Source organism: Leucobacter chromiiresistens, assembly GCF_900102345.1.
Classification (GTDB): domain Bacteria; phylum Actinomycetota; class Actinomycetes; order Actinomycetales; family Microbacteriaceae; genus Leucobacter; species Leucobacter chromiiresistens.
This window is the reverse complement of record NZ_FNKB01000002.1, coordinates 106,841-122,788: the sequence shown is the minus strand read 5'-3', so window position 1 is coordinate 122,788 and position 15,948 is coordinate 106,841. Positions and strand designations below refer to the sequence as shown.

Genomic DNA, 15,948 nt, shown 5'->3' with positions numbered 1-15,948 from the left:
TCGACGCCTCGCCGCGGTCGGCGCTGGCTCCGCATCCTCCTCCCCGCCGTGCTGATCGTGCTCTGGTTCGCCGGCGCCGGGGCCGGGGGCCCGCTCTTCGGCAAGGTCGACGAGGTCTCCTCGAACGTCCAGACGGCATACCTCCCCTCCTCCGCCGACGCGACCGCGGTGCGCGACGTGCAAGACGACTTCCTCGGCAGCGACTCCATCCCGGCGATCGTCGTCTTCTCGTCGTCCGAGGGCACCGCCCTCACCGACGCGCAGCTGAGCGCCATCGACACCGCCGCCTCCGACGCGGCCGCGCTGCCCGGCATCGGCGACGAGAGCTCCCCCGCCATCCCGTCCGAAGACGGCGAGGCCGTGCAGCTCTTCGTGCCGATCGACGCCGACGCCGAGGTCACCGAGGTCGTCGAGCAGCTCGGCGAGACGCTGCGCGACGACGCCCCCGCGGGGGTCGATGTGCACGTCACCGGACCGGCCGGATTCACCGCGGACCTCGCCGCGGGCTTCGCCGGCATCGACGGCATCCTCCTGCTGGTGGCGCTCCTCGCGGTGCTCGTCATCCTCGTGATCGTCTACCGCTCCCTCCTGCTCCCCCTCGTGGTGCTCAGCACCAGCCTGTTCGCCCTGTGCGTCGCGCTCTTCGTGGTCTGGCACCTCGCGGACGCCGGGGTGCTGCTGCTCAGCGGGCAGACCCAGGGCATCCTCTTCATCCTCGTCATCGGCGCGGCGACCGACTACTCGCTGCTGCTCGTCGCCCGCTTCCGGGAGGAGCTGCGAGTCGCGCAGGATCGCGGTACTGCGATCCTCGCCGCGATCAAGGGCTCCTTCGAGCCGATCCTCGCCTCGGGCGGCACCGTGATCGTCGGCCTGCTCTGCCTGCTGCTCAGCGACCTCAAGTCGAACAGCACGCTCGGCCCGGTGGCGGCGATCGGCATCGTCTTCGCCATGCTCGCCGCGCTCACACTGCTGCCCGCGCTGCTGTTCGCGTTCGGCCGTGCCGCGTACTGGCCGCGCCGCCCGAAGTTCGAGCCCGACGTGGTCGCCGCCGAGAACGGCATGCCCACCCGCGGCCTGTGGCGGCGCCTCGCCGAGGTGATCCGGCGCCATCCGCGCCCCATCTGGATCGTCACCACCGTCGTGCTGGCGCTCGGCGCGGTCGGCGTCGCGCAGCTGCAGGCGAGCGGGATCCCCCAGTCCGATCTCGTGGTCGGGCAGTCGGAGGCCCGCGACGGCCAGGCCGTGCTCGGCGAGCACTTCCCCGGCGGATCGGGCAGCCCCGCCTACATCCTCGTCGACGAGGATCGCCTGCAGCAGACCGCCGACACCGCGCTCGCGCAGAACGGCATCGACAGCGTCGCCGTCACGGCGGAGGACTCGCCGAGCGGCACCGCGCCGGTGACTGCGGACGGGATCCAGGCCTTCGGCCCTCCCGGCACCCCGGCCGCAGAGCCCACGGTGCGCGACGGCAAGGTGCTGCTGCAGGCCACGCTCTCCGACGCCGCCGATTCCGACGCGGCGGCGGAGACGATCACCGGCCTGCGCGCCGAACTCGACGGCACGGCGCTCGTGGGCGGCGTCACCGCCACCGCGGTCGACACGAATCAGGCGTCGATCCACGATCGCAACCTCATCATCCCGCTCGTGCTCGGCGTGATCCTCGTGATCCTCATGCTGCTGCTGCGATCCGTCCTCGCCCCCGTGCTGCTCATCCTCACGACGGTGCTCTCGTTCGGCACCGCGCTCGGGGTCGCGGCGCTCGTCTTCAACCACGTGCTCGACTTCCCCGGTGCCGACCCGGCCGTGCCGCTCTACGGCTTCGTCTTCCTCGTCGCTCTGGGCATCGACTACAACATCTTCCTGATGACCCGCGTGCGCGAGGAGTCGCGGCGGCACGGCACCCGCGAGGGCATTCTCCGCGGGCTCACCATCACCGGCGGCGTCATCACCTCGGCGGGCCTCGTGCTGGCCGCCACGTTCGCCGCGCTCTCGGTGATACCGATCCTGTTCCTCGTGCAGATCGCGTTCATCGTCGCGTTCGGGGTGCTGCTCGACACCTTCATCGTGCGCTCGCTGCTCGTGCCGGCGCTCTCGACCGACATCGGCAAGGCGATCTGGTGGCCCTCGAAGCTGTCGCGCACCGAGAATGGTGAGTGATGCATACTCCGAGCACTCCCGCACCCCAGCCGCCCGACGCCCCGCGGGTCGTGATCAGCGGCGCCTCCGGGCTGATCGGCCGCGCGCTCGCGCGCTCGCTCCGATCCGACGGGGTGGCCGTCACCCGACTCGTGCGCCGCGCCCCGCGCCGCCCGAACGAGATCGAGTGGCGCCCGGGCGACGCCCCGCTCGACCCCGAGGTGCTCGCGGGCGCCCGCGCCGTGGTGTGCCTGAACGGCGCGAGCATCGGCCGGCTGCCCTGGTCGCCCGCCTACCGCGCCGCACTGCTCGACTCCCGGATCGCGCCGACCCGCACCCTGGCCGCCGCGATCCGCGAGCTCGGCGCCGACGCCCCCGCCCTCCTCAGCGCCTCGGCCGTCGGCTACTACGGCGACCGGCCCGGTGAGCGTCTGACGGAGGCGAGCAGCCCCGGGAGCACCTTCCTCGCCGAGATCTGCGTCGCATGGGAGCGCGCCGCTCTGGAGGCGGGATCGCGGGCCCGCGTCGTACTGCTGCGCACCGCCCCGCTCATCGACCGCGGCGGAGTGCTGAAGCCGCTGCTGCTGCTCACCCGGCTCGGACTCAGCGGCCCGCTCGGCGGCGGTCGGCAGCGGTGGCCGTGGATCTCGCTCGTCGACGAGGTGCGCGCGATCCGCCACCTCATCGACAGCGACGTATCGGGGCCCGTGAATCTCGCCGGTCCCACGCCGGCCACGGCGAACGACACCGGACGGGCGCTCGCGAGAACCCTGCGCCGCCCGTTCCTCATCCCCGCCCCCGCCTGGGCGCTGCGGCTCGCGCTCGGCCGCGATGCCGCGGACGCACTGCTGCTCTCCGACGCGGACGTCGCCCCCGAGGCGCTGCTGGACTCCGGGTTCACCTTCACCCACCGCACCGTCGAGGAGGCCGTCGACGCGGCGCTCGCGAGCGACCGCTAGCCGTCGCGGTCGATCGCCTCTCCCAGCACGCGGAACGCGCGCTCCGCCACCTCGAGCTCGGCAGCCGAGAACTGAGCCATCGCCTCGCGCATGGCGTGGAGGTGCGGGCTGAATCGCCGGAAGAACTCCTGCCGAGCGGCGTCGGTGAGTTCGATCACGCGCGCACGCCGATCGCTCGGGTGCGGGGCGCGGCGCACATGCCCCGACGCGCTGAGTCGATCGATCAGCTTCGTCGTGGACGCCGTCGAGATGCGCAGGTGCGCCGACACGTCTCTCGGAGTCACGAGCCGGCCCTCCTCCACGCGGATGATGAGGAGGCGCAGCGCGGCCAGGTCGCTCGCGTTCATCGCCATGCCCTGCTTCATCTCCGCGGACATGCGATCGTGGGCGTCGCCGAACCCGCGCACCGCGCGCATCACGGCGAGCACCCCCGCGTCGCGCCCCGCGCCCTCCTGCATCACCGGTGCCGCGCGCCGCTACGCGACGGCGAGGCCGACCAGCAGCCCGATCACCGCGAGCAGGGGCAGCGCGCCCTGCTTGAGGGCGGCTCCCCGCTTGTCGGGCGACGACACCAGCAGCACCACTGCGGCCGCCAGCATCGAGCCGGCGCCCGCGAACACGAGAGCGTACCCCGCCGCCGGCGCTGCGAACAGCACGAGCGCGACGCCGACCAGGGTGACGATCGCGAGGAACAGGTTGTAGAACCCCTGGTTGAACGCCATCTCCCGCGTCGACTCGGCTTGCTGGGCGCTCAGACCGAACGTGGCGCGCGTCTTCTCGCTCGTCCAGGTGATCGACTCCATCCAGAAGATGTACACATGCAGCAGCGCGGCGAGCGCCGCGAGCACCAGTGCGAACACGATCATTCCGACTCCAATCGACGTGCGTCGAGACTACTCCCGTCGCCACTCAGCGTACCGAGGCTCGCGCGGCGCCGCTCGCGGCGCTCGACACCGGCGCCGCGCGGCGGCGCTCACTCGGGCAGGCCGCCGCGCGCGCGGAGCGCGCCGTCCGCGCCGATCTCGATGACCGTCTCGATCCCGATGCCCCCGAGAAACGCGAGGTCGTGACTGACGACGAGGATCGCCCCGCGGTAGGCGTTCAGCGCATCCGTGAGCTGCGCGACGCTCGCCAGATCGAGATTGTTCGTCGGCTCGTCGAGGATGAGCAGCTGCGCGGGCGGATCTGCGAGCAGCAGCCGGGCGAGCGACACCCGGAACCGCTCGCCGCCGGAGAGCGTGCCGACCGGGCGGTCGGCGCTCGCACCGCGGAGGAGGAGCCGCGCGAGGCCGTTGCGGATCTCCCCCGGAGTCGCGCCCGGGGCCACGGATCGCACGTTCTCGACCGCGCTGGCGGCGTCGTCGAGACCGTCGAGGCGCTGCGGCAGGTAGCCGAAGCGATCGGTCAGCAGACGCCCCGACCGGCGCGTCGGGCTCTGCGCTGCGGCGGGAGCGCCGGGCACCCCATGCGGACCCTGCCCTGAGCCCGGCGCCTCGCCATCTGCACCGCGCGACCGCACCAGCCGTTCGAGCAGACTGGACTTGCCGGTGCCGTTCGCGCCGACGAGCGCGACCCGCTCCGGCCCCTGCACCACGATCTCCCGCTCCGCTCCCGCGAACTCGATCAGCCGACGGCCGCGCGGCACCGCCGGATCCGGCAGATCGATCGAGACGCGCTCGTCTCGGCGCACGCGCGCATCGGCGTCGTCGACCGCAGCCTGCGCCGCCCGCACCTGATCGTCGAGCGTCGTGCGCAGCGATCCCGCCGCCTCCTGCGCGCTGCTCGCGCGCCGCCCCGCGAGGATCTTCGGAATGCCGCCGCCGAGCTGCGTCTGACGACCGGCGCGCTCCCGTCGGGCGAGCTTCGTCTCGGCCTCGATGCGCTGCCGCTTCTCGACCTTGAGCGCCTGCTGGGCGGCCCGCGCGGCCTGCTCGGCCGCCGCCTGCTCCGCCTCCTGATGCGCGCGCCAGGCGCTGAACGGGCCTCCGAACACCGTCAGGGCGCCATCGTGCAGCTCGGCCGTGTGCTCCATGCGCTCGAGCAGCTCCGCGTCGTGGCTGACGACGAGCAGCGTGCCCGGCCAGTCGTCGACGAACGCCCCGAGCCGGGCGCGCGCCGCCCGGTCGAGATTGTTCGTCGGCTCGTCGAGCAGCGTGATCGGGGCGCGGCGCAACCGCAGTCCCGTGATCGCGATGAGCATCGCCTCGCCCCCCGAGACGGTCGCGACGCTGCGGTCGAGGTCGAGCGCCGAGAAGCCGATGCGATCCAGCGCGACCGCCGCTCGCGCCTCGATGTCCCAGTCGTCTCCGACGGCGTCGAAGTGGCGCGGGTCGACGTCGCCGGCCTCGATGGCGCGCAGGCCGGCGAGCGTGCGATCGATGCCGAGCAGCGATGCGACCGTCGTCTCACGATGCAGGGTGAGCAGTTGCGGCAGGGCGGCGACCTCGCCGCCGACGCTGATCGTGCCGGAGGACGGCGCGAGCGCACCGGAGATCATGCGGAGCAGCGTCGACTTGCCGGAGCCGTTGCGGCCCGTCAGACCGGTGCGGCCGGTCGGGAAGGTTCCCGTGACATCCCGCAGCCCCGGCGAACCGTCGGGCCAGGTGTACGAGAGGCGGTGCAGCGAGATCGCTGAAGATGCAGACATGGAGCTCGATTCGGGTCGGCTCGGCCCCGTGCGATGCAGACGGCGGTCGAGCGGAGAACAGAGGGTTCTCGCCTGGCCCGCCCGACACTCAGCGGTGTCGCGCGGCGGATGAAGTTCTGTCGACCTCGATATCCATGCCGAGCATTCTACCCGAACCCCGGCGCGCCGCTACCCCCGGAGCACCCGCACGGCGCAGGCGACGCCGGCGAAGACGATCACCACCGCCCCGTACCCGAACACCACGGGTGTGAGGCCCGCGAACTCGACGAGCAGCCCCGCCACGACCGTCGGCACCCCGAATGCGAGATACGACACGAGGAACACGACCGCGAACACGTCGGCCCGCTGCGCGGCGGGGATGTGCGGAGCGAGCGAGCTGACGACACCGAAGAAGGCGGTGCCGAAGCCGGCCCCGGTGACCGCGACCGCGACGAGATACGCCGGCAGCGACCCCGCGGCGAGCGCGCCCAGCGAGCAGGCGGTGCCCACCGCGAGCGCCGCCGTGCCGAACACCGCGATCGCGCGGGGCGAGCGACGGCGCATCAGGAACGCGGCGACGGCGCCCGAACCGGCGAGCACCCCGACCGCGAGCCCCTGCCACACGTGCGCCGTTCCGCCGAGCTCCGAGTGCACGATGCTCGCACCCAGCGAGAGGAACAGCCCTCCCGTCGCCCACCCCGCAAAGATGGCGGGCACGCCCCGCGCGAACTCCGCGCGCATCTCGGCCGGCACCGTCAAGCGGAACCCGAGCGACCGCAGCGCGCCCGGCGCTCGCGGCGCGGTCTCCGGCACGAAGCCGGTCAGCGCCGCGAGCCCCAGGTACACGACCACGAGCGGCGCGAAGACCAGCGCCATCGCATCGCGCGACCCATCGAGCGCGAGGCCGGCGGCGAGCGCGCCGATGCCGAGCCCGAGCATCGGCGCGACCGCATTCCACACGGCGGCCGATCCGGGTCGGCGCGGCGACTCGAGATCGGTGATCGCCGCCGACACCGCGGAGAGGAGCAGCCCGCTCGCCACCCCCTGCAGCACGCGGGCGAGGATCAGCAGCGGCACCGACTCGGCGTGCCAGAACACGAGCACGCTCGCCGCGAGCAGCACGAGCCCCGAGCTCGCGACCGGTCGGCGCCCGACGTGATCGGAGAGGGAGCCCGCCGTGAGCAGCGTCGCGAGCAGCGCCAGCGCGTACACGGCGAACACCGACGTGGTGACGAGCGGCGAGAAGCCGATCGACTCGGCGAGCACCGGGTAGAACGGCGACGGGGCGCTCGCACCCGCCATCATCGCGGTGACGCTCGCCACCGCCAGCGCGAACCCGAACCGCCTGCCGCGCAGCCCACCGCCGGCGCCCGCATCTCACCCCGTCACGCTTTCCCCGTTCCGTTCGAGACGCTCCAACTGAACGAGTTTAGTGGCTCTCCCCCACCCGCTCGTGCGGCGGCCGGGCGCCCTCCGACTCGGCGCGCGGCGCGCGGGCGGGCGCCGGAGCCCGCTTCTCCGTCACCTCGAAGTGCTCGCGGTAGGCGCCGACGAGCAGACGGTACTGCGACACCACCGCGCTCGCCGTGTTGTAGCAGAGCAGCGTGACCGGCAGCAGCACCCACTGCGCGAGCATGCCGAGGCTCCGCCTCCGCGACACGTGCGCCGGCCGCCTGGGGGTGAGCAGCAGGGTGAGCACGATCGTGACGGCGACCCCCACGAGGGCGAAGCGCTGCACCGTGCCCACCATCCCCGGCAGCTCGGCCGCGAGCTGCGCCACCGAGAACGGGGGCGCGGTGAAGAGGTGGTTCCAGGGGGTCGGCCCGGCGAAGGCCGACGCGCGCGCCGCCTCCACCGCCGAGGAGACCGGGATGCCGAGGGCGTGCGTCGCCCAGGCCGCGCCGTTCGCGCTCGCACTGCCCGCCTCGCGCAGCAGCATCGCGAGGGGCGTGCCCGCCCCGCCCGAGAGGCTGCCGACGACGATCGGGATCCATGCGCCGAACGCCACCATCGGGGCGACGCAGGCGAGCGTCACGTGCGAGTCGAGCAGCGTCGCGAAGCGGGCGAGCGTCGCCCCGAAGGGCGCCCGGCGATCCTTCGCGAACAGGCGAGCGCCCACGAACGCGATGTCGGAGGCGCCGTACGCCCATCGGCAGAGCTGCGTGAACTGCGCCCGCAGCGTGCGCGCCAGCGACGCCCCGAGCACCGCATCCTGCGAGACGGGCAGGTGGATCGGCGTGACCGCGTACCGGCCGTCGAAGTGGAAGTAGCTGCGCCAGTACTGGTGACCGTCCTCCACGATCGTGCGCCGGCTCCAGTAGTCCATCGCGATCAGCGCGTCCATCGGCTGCGAGTGCGAGGCGAAGTTGCGGAGCGTGGCGGGGCGCACCGTCGAGATCAGGTTCCAGAGCGTGTTGCCGGCGGCCACCACGCGCGTGGGAGCGGGGGCGTGCCACAGGTTGTTCACGAACGTGGAGATCGGCTGATACGACCGGCGCGCCCGATCGGCGTCGCGTACGAACGCGCAGGTCACGGAGGCGAAGTAGTGCGGATGCACCCGGTTGTCGCAGTCGAGCGTCGTCACCACGACGTCGGCGGGATCGATCTCCCTCAGCCGCAGCCAGGAGCGGAGATGACGAGCCGCGTACGTGATGTTCGCCCCCTTCCCGGCGATCTCGTCGGGCAGCCCGGCCGGGTGCTCGACGGCGATGAAGGCCGCGAACCGCGGGGCGAACGCGTGCCGCAGCCGCACGGCGCGCTCCCGCATCGCCGCCCCGCCCCGCTGCTCGTACGCGAAGACGACCACCAAGCGCTCGGCGCCCGAGGACGCGGCGAGCGAATGCAGGCTCGGCTCGATCACCTCGAACGGCTCGTTGTACGCGGCGACGATGACCGCGTGCACGACGTCGGAGGGGAGCGGCACCGCCTGCGCATCCGCCGAGAGCCTCCGCAGAAACGCATCGTGCGTGCTGGCGAACGGCTCGGGCAGCGCTCGGGTCGCGGGGCCGAGCAGCTGCTCGACCGGCGCCGCGGGGCATGCGCGCGCCCGGCGCACCGCCTGCTCCGTCTCAGCCGCCACCGCCGCCCAGTCGACGCGCTCGGCGAGGCGCATGCGACGGAACCCGCGCAGCGCGTCGACGCCTCCCCGCACAGCCCGCACGAGGGTCAGCGCGATGAAGGCGATGACGAAGAGCATGCCGACGCGCAGATCGACGAGGGAGAGCAGGATCGCGGCCACCGGCACCCCGAGGCTCAGCATCGCCGGCAGCATCTCGAATAAGCGGTAGCCCGCGTCACGGCGCCCACGCGGAATCTCGTTCGCCTCGTTCGCCGCGCACGGATCGCTCGCCTCGCCCGCCGCGAGCGCCGCGTTCGCCTCGTGCGGCGACGGCTGGAGCGCCGGCGGACGGGCCGCGGCGACGGTATCTGCGACCCCGAATTCGGCAGTGGTGGAAGAGCGCCTCACCGGACCGAGTGTATGGCCGCGTGAACAGGAAAAACGGCCGCATCACAGGCTGTTCACCAGCCGTTGATGGACCGTTTTCGCCCGGTTCCCCCGAGAGCTCCGCGTCGCTAGACGATATCCGGATTCTTCTTCGCGTACGCGATCGCCTCTTCCTCCGACAGCACGACGAGCCCCCGCGCCGTGTGCGACAGAGCGGCCAGCACCTTGACCCACGCGACGTTCAGCTCGGGCGGTCGGCTTCCCGAGAAGCGGAAGGCGACGGTCGTGTAGGGCGACAGCCACACCGAGACCCGACCGCTCCCCTGCTCGGGCGTCTTCGTCCAGCTCAAGAAGAAGCACTCCTGCTTCTTCAGCTTCTGCCCGATCACCGTCTTGAGGTGCGCGAGCAGGCGATCCTCGAACTCGTATTCGTTCCCACCGTGTATTAGAAACCCCATGGTCACATGGTGCCAGTCGCGGCGCGTCTCCAGGCGCGCCGTACCTTGCGCGACCCCGACCTGTACAGTATGCGAAACTACCTTTCGTAGAGAACGGCCGTTTCGCGTGCCGATGAGATCGGTTCGGGGGCGGCAGTGGAGATCCAGCGGTTCCGCGCGACCGATCCCGAACAGGTCGCCCACACCTGGCAGACCTTCTCCCCCTCGGCCCGACTGCTCGAGGTCGATGAGGATCGGTGCAAGCTCGACTGGTTCTCGGCGACGGTCGACGGCTTCTCGCTGATCCGCTACGAGCTCGCGGCGTCCGTCGACTCGTCGGTCGCCCCCGAGTCGCAGCTGTTCACCTGCAGCGTGCAGTCGCCGCGCGGCGAGGTCACCGCGGGCCGGCGCTCGCTCCCCGCGGGCAGGCCCTGGGCCTCGCACGGCCTCCCCGTCACCGCGCACTGGGAGGATCGCGCCGTCGTGCAGGCGCTCGTCTTCGACCGCGACTACGCCCAGACGCTGGCCCGCCAGATCTCGGGCGACGACGGACTCTCGATCCAGGTGCGCTCGCCCGAGGCCCGCGGCCCGCACGAGGCCGCCCAGTGGGACCGCACCTTCGGCTACGTCGCCTCGTCCGTGCTCTCAGGGGACGCAACGCTCGACCCCGACACCGTCGTGGGGGCGGGGCTGCTGCGCCACACGCTCTGGACCGTGCTGTCGAGCTTCTCGACGAGCCTGTCGCAGGCGATGGAGACCACCCCGCAGCGATCCGCCGCCCCGGCCACCGTGCGACGGGCGCTCGCATACATCGACGCGCACGCGCACGAGGCGATCACGATCGACGACGTGGCGCGCGCGGCGCACATCTCGACGCGCGGGCTGCAGTACGCGTTCCGCCGATCCCTCGACTTCACGCCGAGCGAGTACCTGCGCCGCGTCAGACTCGAGGGCGCGCACGGCGACCTGCGCGCAGCCGATACGCCCGCCGCCATCGCGACGATCGCGCGGCGCTGGGGATTCACCAACACCTCGCGCTTCACTGCGGCCTACCGCGCCCAGTACGGCGTGCACCCCGGCCGGTAGCTCGAGCCTGCGCACCGTCCGCCGGGTTCGCGCAAGGCCTGTCACGCGCGGCTGCGCGCGGCTAGGGTCGAACCATGGCTGATCTCGAAGAGTTCCAGGTTGACGAGAGCGTCGTCGCTCCCTCGGGCGCGCGCGGCGTCATCTGCGACGTGCGTCGGATGACGAACGGGGCGACGTCGTACGGCGTGCTCGACACCACGGGGTCGATCCGCTATTACACCGCGGACAGCATCAAGCGGGTGCTCTGACGCGCACGCGCACCAGAGCACCCGCTGCGCGAGCTCTCTCCGAACCGAACCGGCTCAGGACTCCTCGTCGGGCGTCGGCGTCTCCTCGCCGGTCGACGGGCGGCGGATGAGCTCGGGATTCTCCTGGCCGTAGCGCGGGTTCTTCTCATGGCCCTCCTGGCCGTAATTCTCAGTCGATCCGTCGAGCACCGGCCGATCGAGGGTCTCCCCGTCGCGCGGGGTGTTCACGGTGCCGGCACCGTTCGATGCCTCGAACTCGTTCGAATCGTGCGGTTCGTTGTGCGAGACGTGATCGTTCGGTTCGTTGTGCGATGCGTTCATGAGTGACTCCTTCCCGAAGTAGCTCTCACGTTACCCACGCGCAGCGGAGTGCGGCTACCCCCGTGCGAGAGAGCCGCGTCCCGTGCTATCGCGCATTGCTCTACGGCGCCGCGTCTCGGGGTAACTCGGGCTGCGCTACGGCCCTGCCGTCTTACGAGCGAGCTTCGACGGATCCAGCACGAAGAGCGCCAGGAGCGCGATTCCGAATGCCGCGATGAAGAGCCAACCGCCGCCATCCTGCATCATCAGCGTCAGGTGGCCGAGCGCGACGACGTGGAAGACGTACTTGCCAGCCGTCTTCACGTTGTAGGGTTCGGGGTCGTCGGAGGCGTTCGCGTCACCGCGCAGAGTGAGCGCCCACCCCTCCGATCCGATCTCTTCTTTCTCGACAAGACGGTGCGTCACCAATCCGAGCTCGCGAGGCCGCTCGACCGTCACAATGTCCCCGGGCTCCAGCTCACCGGCAGGAGTCGGTTTCACAAACACCACTGAGCCGACGGGCAGTTTCGGCTCCATGGAGCCGGAGATCACGACGACGGGCTGCACTTTGAACAGGATCGCAGCGAGAAAGGCGACGATGCACAGCACGCCGATGACCGCAGCTACGGACAGCAGAGCGGATCGGACGAATGCATAGGTGCGCAGCACGGGTGACATCTCGATCGAGGGTTTCCCCGCGCCGAGCGCGGTCTCCTGCGTCGGAGGAGTACTGGTCTGGAGCGTCATGATTTCACCGAAGAAGCGTCGAATCGGATTGCGAAGGCGGATTGTCCTCCATTGAGTTCACGCACCCCGTCCGCATCGAGGTACGAGACGGTCAAAGCGAGCACCCCTTTGCTGCCATCCGCTCCCTCGGTGAAGCTCGCACCCGGGCTGAGCGGTTCCGCTCCGCGCGAAGAGAGTACGCCGAGGGAGCCCTTTGCCTGGTCCCAGGTGACGTTCTCGAAGATGAGCTCACCTGCTGGGTTCACCGCAGAGAATCGTATGAAGGGCGTGATATTCGGAGTAGCCGCATCGACCCTCCCATCCTCGTTCAGCAGCTGGACCTGAAAATCGGTGGCAGCGGCGAGCCCGTTCGTATTGTTGAACACCGGAATCTCGGCGGTCACCGATCCGCCCGGCAGCAGGGTTGCACCCGCAGGGAATGGGTACAGATACGGCGCATCACCGTCGGCCTGTTCCACGGTCCCCTCGGGCGTGACCACGCCAACGTCGAAGACACCGTCGAAGCCCACCGCCGTCACATTGAGTCGAGCGTCATCCTGGAGTGCCGCCGCAGTCACGGTGGCACCGGCCACCGTGAGAGCGATGGCTCCAGCGCCGAGCGACAGGGCGGTCAGACCGGAAATCGCTCGTCTTCCCAGCAATCCACCGGACGACGCGTTTGCGCGCTTCAGTGTCATCGTGAAGTCTCCTTGCTCGTTACCGCCGTTGCGTGACCGGCATGGCGGAACCGTCGCGCTAAGAGAGCTCCGCCTGCGACCAGGGCCGCAATGGCGCCTGCCATGAGCGCACTCAGAGTGCCGTCATCACCCGTCTTCGCGAGGTCTTCTTTCGCTTGTGAGACAGCGCCAACGGACTTTGCGCTCGCTACAGGGTCGTCCGAGACTGCTACGAACCGGAAGTCCAGCGACCCCGACGCACCCTGGTACTCATTACCAGCTTCGATCGGAAGCGCGACCGTGCCGGTAAGCCGGTAGGTATCTCCCGGGCCGAGGCTCGGCAACTGAACGTCAGCAGCCAGCAACTCGCTCGCAGCGCCACTGGCGAGCACTGCACCGGTCTCCGTCTCGGCAAGGGTCACGCGCAGGGGCGCCGCACCGCCGAACAGTTGTTCGGACTCACCGTCAATCTGCATTTCGAGCGGCAATACGGCGCCGCTGACGTTCTTCACCGACATGTCCCATTGCTGGAGGTGGCCGGGAGCCGGCGACTCGATGAGCACTTCAGGCTCGTCGCCCTCGATGAGGTCGGCAGGCTCGATGGCTGACGCCGAAGACCCCGTCATCAAGCTCGCGCCGACGATTCCGACAAGAGTCGTCTTCATCACAAACGCTTGAGACTTCTGCATGGCATTGCTTCCTCTCGGATTCAACCGGATCATTGCTCCCCCACCCGAATTCCGGGCAGCTCGAGCCAGGTGAAGGACTGCCGACGCTTCTCCGCTCCGTAAATCGCCCCGAGTCGACCATCGCCCCATCCGATCAGGACAGAGTCAGACCGCGTGGCGTAGCTGGTATCTCGTGAGCCGCCGATTGCGATGATGTCTTGGAGTGGCAGCTTGGTCGGTGTCTTCGCATCGGTCGTGCCTTGACCCGTCGATCCGTCGGGTCGGATGTTGCCGGTAGCAGCCCACTCCAGGTTGTCTCCCCAGCCCCACACCTCGCCGTTCTCCGTCAACGCGGTGAAGTGGTAGTTTCCTGCAGAAACCCGCTCGACCTTCTGCGGGAGCTCGATGAGTCCGGGAATCAACGCTCCGGCAGCGGTCGTTTCTCGCCCGATCTGACTGTCGGTGCGATTGCCGAAGGTGTACACGGTTCCGTCTTGCAGCAAAAGCGCCGATGCCTGACGAGATGAGGTGAGTGCCCGAATCGAGCAGGCATCCGCTTCGTCGTACTCGGCGATCGCCGGCCCTTCGCACCCGGACGCGAAGGCCGTGAGCGCGGGCAACTCCTCGGGGTTCGGGTTGTTGTTCGTCGCGGACTTCCCAGTACCGCCTTCCCCGATGTAACTGCGGCCCCACCAGATGACTTTGTTCTCTCGGGTGACGACCCACACGATTCGCTGACCGACGTGCATCGAATGCACATTGTCGATCACCAAGTAGGGCGACAACGGGCCATTGGTTTCCGTGGTGCTGCCGTTCCCGGCCTGCCCCCACTGACCGGATCCCCATGTATAGACCTTCCCGCTCTCCGAGAGCGCAGCCATCGTTGCTCGCATCGAACCGAGATCGATGATCCGCTCGCCAGGAGGGAACTCCACTTTTTGCGGCGTCGCACGGAAGTCGTTCACGCCGGACGTCTCACCGATGCCCAAGCGGCCGCGCTTGTTCGACCCCCAGGTCCACACCTCTCCATCCTCAGTCAGCACTCCGAACGTGCCGTAGTCCTCGCCGAGGTCCGATGCACCGACAACTTTGACCACTTTGGGGAGGCTGTACACCGGTTGCGGCGAGCGATCCGATTCCGAAGCTGCGCCATTGCCGCCCATGCCCCGCTCCTTGTAGCCCCAGACCCACGCATATCCATTGGACAGTGCGGCAGATGTTGCGGAGAACTGAGTCGAGACGGCGATGTAGTCCACAGGCGCGGTAAGTGCGGGCACCGCCATCTGAGCGGTGTCCACATAGCCGGCCCGCGTCGGCTCCGCCGCCATCGTCGTAGAGCCCGTCGCCACCGCAGCAAGTGCCGCGACCGCGAACAACCCGAGGCCCCGCACGCGCTTTCTCGCTGCGGCGTAGTCCATTCCCAGCACGCTCATCGCGACTCTCCCGTCACTAGAAGTCCAATCAGTACGTCGCGCCCGTGGTAGAAGGGACCATCGCTGGCGCCCGGCTCGAAGGCGAATTTGACAGTGACGCTGCGAATCTCGCCGGCCGGCCAGTCAGCAAGGGCGACGTCCACGTCACCCGCCGGAAGGAAATCGGTCGCCTGCTCACCCTCGACCGCGACCGACATCAACAGCACATCGAAGGGATCGCGAGTGACCCCGTCGACATCGGGAGTCGGGTTCTGCAGCAACGAGCCTGCCGTGAGATGCACGTCCCCCGCATTCGTCGTTCCATTGTTCTTGACGCGCAGCTGCAGGGTCGCCGTGTCAGGAGCGCCGAGTTCCTCGATGTCCGCCATCGCGGAAAGATCGAGCGCATTCGGCTCCGGGTTGCCCTGCTCGATGACGTCTTCGCTGCCAACTGCGAAGGCCAAGTCGTACGTCGCGCCCACCGGCTCGACTGCGACTGTTGCGTGATCGAAGAAGGCCGCGCTCGTCACCCCGACGGTAAGCCCGAGGAGCGCACCGGCGGCGAGTGCGAGCTTCACGCGATCCTTGACCCGTGATGACTCAGTCATACGTTCACCGCCTCGAATGAGAACTGCACGTCGGTCGATGCCTGCTGCCAACGGTTGTCCACGCTCTCGGGCAGTTCGATGACCACATCGAGCAGGCGCACCTCGCCGGCCTCGAGCGCCGCGTCCCAGGTGAAACTCTGCAGCTCACTGGCCGGCACATGATCCATGACGACGACGTCTCCGTCCATGAGACTGAAGTTCAGCTGGTCGAAGAGCTCAAGATAGCGACCCGTGCCCGGGTCGACGGCGTCCTGCTGCGGGTTGGGATCGCTGATACGCACCGACAGCGCTCCGGCGAGCTTCGGGCTCGCGTTCTTCGCCGCGACGCGCAGCTCCAACCGGCCTCCGGGAGCGAGCGGATACCCACGACCGTCCTCGGTCAAGTGGATGCGATACGCCTCGGGGTTTCCCTGCGCCCAGTCGGAGTCGCTGGGCTGCCACCCAGCGGCACTGCTTCCCGCGGCGACGATGTCGAAGGTGTTGTCTTTTCCATCAATTGCTACATTCACGTCCGCGTAGTCCGTGAACGCTGCAGCGGTGGTCAGCACCGCAACAGCGAACAGAGCGCCAGAGGCCAGAACTGTGCGGCGTCTCCCATCGAGAGTTCTTCTCATTTCGAG

General features: G+C 69.7%; 17 protein-coding genes. 4 read left to right on the top strand and 13 right to left on the bottom strand.

Going from position 1 to position 15,948, the window contains the following annotated elements; translation table 11 throughout:
* Positions 1-33: 33 nt before the first annotated feature.
* The gene (locus BLT44_RS13560; protein ID WP_425311212.1) at positions 34-2,157 is read left to right on the top strand and encodes an MMPL family transporter; all 2,124 of its coding nucleotides are present in this window, start codon (positions 34-36) and stop codon (positions 2,155-2,157) included.
* Complete coding sequence (locus tag BLT44_RS13555; RefSeq protein ID WP_010156356.1) at positions 2,157-3,095, top strand: TIGR01777 family oxidoreductase; 939 nt, start codon at positions 2,157-2,159, stop codon at positions 3,093-3,095. The genes BLT44_RS13560 and BLT44_RS13555 overlap by 1 nt, the downstream gene beginning before the upstream one ends.
* Here BLT44_RS13555 and BLT44_RS13550 read toward each other — a convergent pair.
* From BLT44_RS13550 to BLT44_RS13525, 6 genes are all read right to left on the bottom strand, one after another.
* Positions 3,092-3,553, bottom strand: a complete 462-nt coding sequence (locus BLT44_RS13550; RefSeq protein ID WP_010156355.1) for a MarR family winged helix-turn-helix transcriptional regulator — start codon at positions 3,551-3,553, stop codon at positions 3,092-3,094. The two genes, BLT44_RS13555 and BLT44_RS13550, sit on opposite strands and share 4 nt — an antisense overlap.
* A gap of 18 nt (positions 3,554-3,571) precedes the next feature.
* The gene (locus tag BLT44_RS13545; protein ID WP_010156354.1) at positions 3,572-3,961 is read right to left on the bottom strand and encodes a DUF1304 domain-containing protein; all 390 of its coding nucleotides are present in this window, start codon (positions 3,959-3,961) and stop codon (positions 3,572-3,574) included.
* A 107-nt stretch (positions 3,962-4,068) separates the two neighbouring features.
* Positions 4,069-5,742, bottom strand: coding sequence for an ABC-F family ATP-binding cassette domain-containing protein (locus BLT44_RS13540; RefSeq protein ID WP_010156353.1), 1,674 nt, complete (start codon positions 5,740-5,742; stop codon positions 4,069-4,071).
* 168 nt (positions 5,743-5,910) lie between these two features.
* The gene (locus BLT44_RS13535; protein WP_244887491.1) at positions 5,911-7,044 is read right to left on the bottom strand and encodes an MFS transporter; all 1,134 of its coding nucleotides are present in this window, start codon (positions 7,042-7,044) and stop codon (positions 5,911-5,913) included.
* Between the two features lie 106 nt (positions 7,045-7,150).
* Positions 7,151-9,187, bottom strand: coding sequence for a glycosyltransferase family 2 protein (locus BLT44_RS13530; protein WP_010156350.1), 2,037 nt, complete (start codon positions 9,185-9,187; stop codon positions 7,151-7,153).
* A 107-nt stretch (positions 9,188-9,294) separates the two neighbouring features.
* Positions 9,295-9,624: a DUF7882 family protein gene (locus BLT44_RS13525; RefSeq protein WP_029608227.1), complete on the bottom strand. Its 330-nt coding sequence runs from the start codon at positions 9,622-9,624 to the stop codon at positions 9,295-9,297.
* A gap of 135 nt (positions 9,625-9,759) precedes the next feature.
* Here BLT44_RS13525 and BLT44_RS13520 point away from each other — a divergent pair, with 135 nt between their 5' ends.
* The gene (locus BLT44_RS13520; protein ID WP_010156348.1) at positions 9,760-10,689 is read left to right on the top strand and encodes a helix-turn-helix domain-containing protein; all 930 of its coding nucleotides are present in this window, start codon (positions 9,760-9,762) and stop codon (positions 10,687-10,689) included.
* Positions 10,690-10,763: 74 nt separating this feature from the next.
* Positions 10,764-10,937: a hypothetical protein gene (locus tag BLT44_RS15700; RefSeq protein ID WP_155819053.1), complete on the top strand. Its 174-nt coding sequence runs from the start codon at positions 10,764-10,766 to the stop codon at positions 10,935-10,937.
* Between the two features lie 54 nt (positions 10,938-10,991).
* Here the strand turns inward: BLT44_RS15700 and BLT44_RS13515 are convergent, their stop codons facing one another.
* From BLT44_RS13515 to BLT44_RS15425, 7 genes are all read right to left on the bottom strand, one after another.
* On the bottom strand, positions 10,992-11,258 hold the full coding sequence (locus tag BLT44_RS13515; RefSeq protein ID WP_010156347.1) for a hypothetical protein: 267 nt from the start codon (positions 11,256-11,258) through the stop codon (positions 10,992-10,994).
* 135 nt (positions 11,259-11,393) lie between these two features.
* Complete coding sequence (locus BLT44_RS13510; RefSeq protein WP_010156346.1) at positions 11,394-11,984, bottom strand: signal peptidase I; 591 nt, start codon at positions 11,982-11,984, stop codon at positions 11,394-11,396.
* A complete protein-coding gene (locus BLT44_RS13505) occupies positions 11,981-12,661 on the bottom strand; it encodes a hypothetical protein (RefSeq protein ID WP_143026163.1) in 681 nt (226 codons plus the stop codon). The genes BLT44_RS13510 and BLT44_RS13505 overlap by 4 nt, the downstream gene beginning before the upstream one ends.
* Positions 12,658-13,329, bottom strand: coding sequence for an LPXTG cell wall anchor domain-containing protein (locus BLT44_RS13500; RefSeq protein WP_010156343.1), 672 nt, complete (start codon positions 13,327-13,329; stop codon positions 12,658-12,660). Before BLT44_RS13500 ends, BLT44_RS13505 begins: the two co-directional genes overlap by 4 nt.
* A gap of 29 nt (positions 13,330-13,358) precedes the next feature.
* On the bottom strand, positions 13,359-14,741 hold the full coding sequence (locus tag BLT44_RS13495; RefSeq protein WP_029608225.1) for an RCC1 domain-containing protein: 1,383 nt from the start codon (positions 14,739-14,741) through the stop codon (positions 13,359-13,361).
* The gene (locus BLT44_RS13490; RefSeq protein ID WP_010156341.1) at positions 14,738-15,298 is read right to left on the bottom strand and encodes a COG1361 family protein; all 561 of its coding nucleotides are present in this window, start codon (positions 15,296-15,298) and stop codon (positions 14,738-14,740) included. The genes BLT44_RS13495 and BLT44_RS13490 overlap by 4 nt, the downstream gene beginning before the upstream one ends.
* A 26-nt stretch (positions 15,299-15,324) precedes the next feature.
* The gene (locus BLT44_RS15425) at positions 15,325-15,876 is read right to left on the bottom strand and encodes a hypothetical protein (protein ID WP_143026162.1); all 552 of its coding nucleotides are present in this window, start codon (positions 15,874-15,876) and stop codon (positions 15,325-15,327) included.
* Positions 15,877-15,948: the final 72 nt, after the last annotated feature.

Excerpts from the sequence above, each read along its gene's own strand:
- BLT44_RS13525 (WP_029608227.1), bottom strand. The coding sequence starts at position 9,624 with ATGGGGTTTCTAATACACGGTGGGAACGAATACGAGTTCGAGGATCGC.
- BLT44_RS13545 (WP_010156354.1), bottom strand. The coding sequence starts at position 3,961 with ATGATCGTGTTCGCACTGGTGCTCGCGGCGCTCGCCGCGCTGCTGCAT.
- BLT44_RS13495 (WP_029608225.1), bottom strand. The coding sequence starts at position 14,741 with ATGAGCGTGCTGGGAATGGACTACGCCGCAGCGAGAAAGCGCGTGCGG.
- BLT44_RS13500 (WP_010156343.1), bottom strand. The coding sequence starts at position 13,329 with ATGCAGAAGTCTCAAGCGTTTGTGATGAAGACGACTCTTGTCGGAATC.
- BLT44_RS13505 (WP_143026163.1), bottom strand. The coding sequence starts at position 12,661 with ATGACACTGAAGCGCGCAAACGCGTCGTCCGGTGGATTGCTGGGAAGA.
- BLT44_RS13515 (WP_010156347.1), bottom strand. The coding sequence starts at position 11,258 with ATGAACGCATCGCACAACGAACCGAACGATCACGTCTCGCACAACGAA.
- BLT44_RS13510 (WP_010156346.1), bottom strand. The coding sequence starts at position 11,984 with ATGACGCTCCAGACCAGTACTCCTCCGACGCAGGAGACCGCGCTCGGC.
- BLT44_RS15700 (WP_155819053.1), top strand. The coding sequence starts at position 10,764 with ATGGCTGATCTCGAAGAGTTCCAGGTTGACGAGAGCGTCGTCGCTCCC.
- BLT44_RS13540 (WP_010156353.1), bottom strand. The coding sequence starts at position 5,742 with ATGTCTGCATCTTCAGCGATCTCGCTGCACCGCCTCTCGTACACCTGG.
- BLT44_RS13550 (WP_010156355.1), bottom strand. The coding sequence starts at position 3,553 with ATGCAGGAGGGCGCGGGGCGCGACGCGGGGGTGCTCGCCGTGATGCGC.
- BLT44_RS13555 (WP_010156356.1), top strand. The coding sequence starts at position 2,157 with ATGCATACTCCGAGCACTCCCGCACCCCAGCCGCCCGACGCCCCGCGG.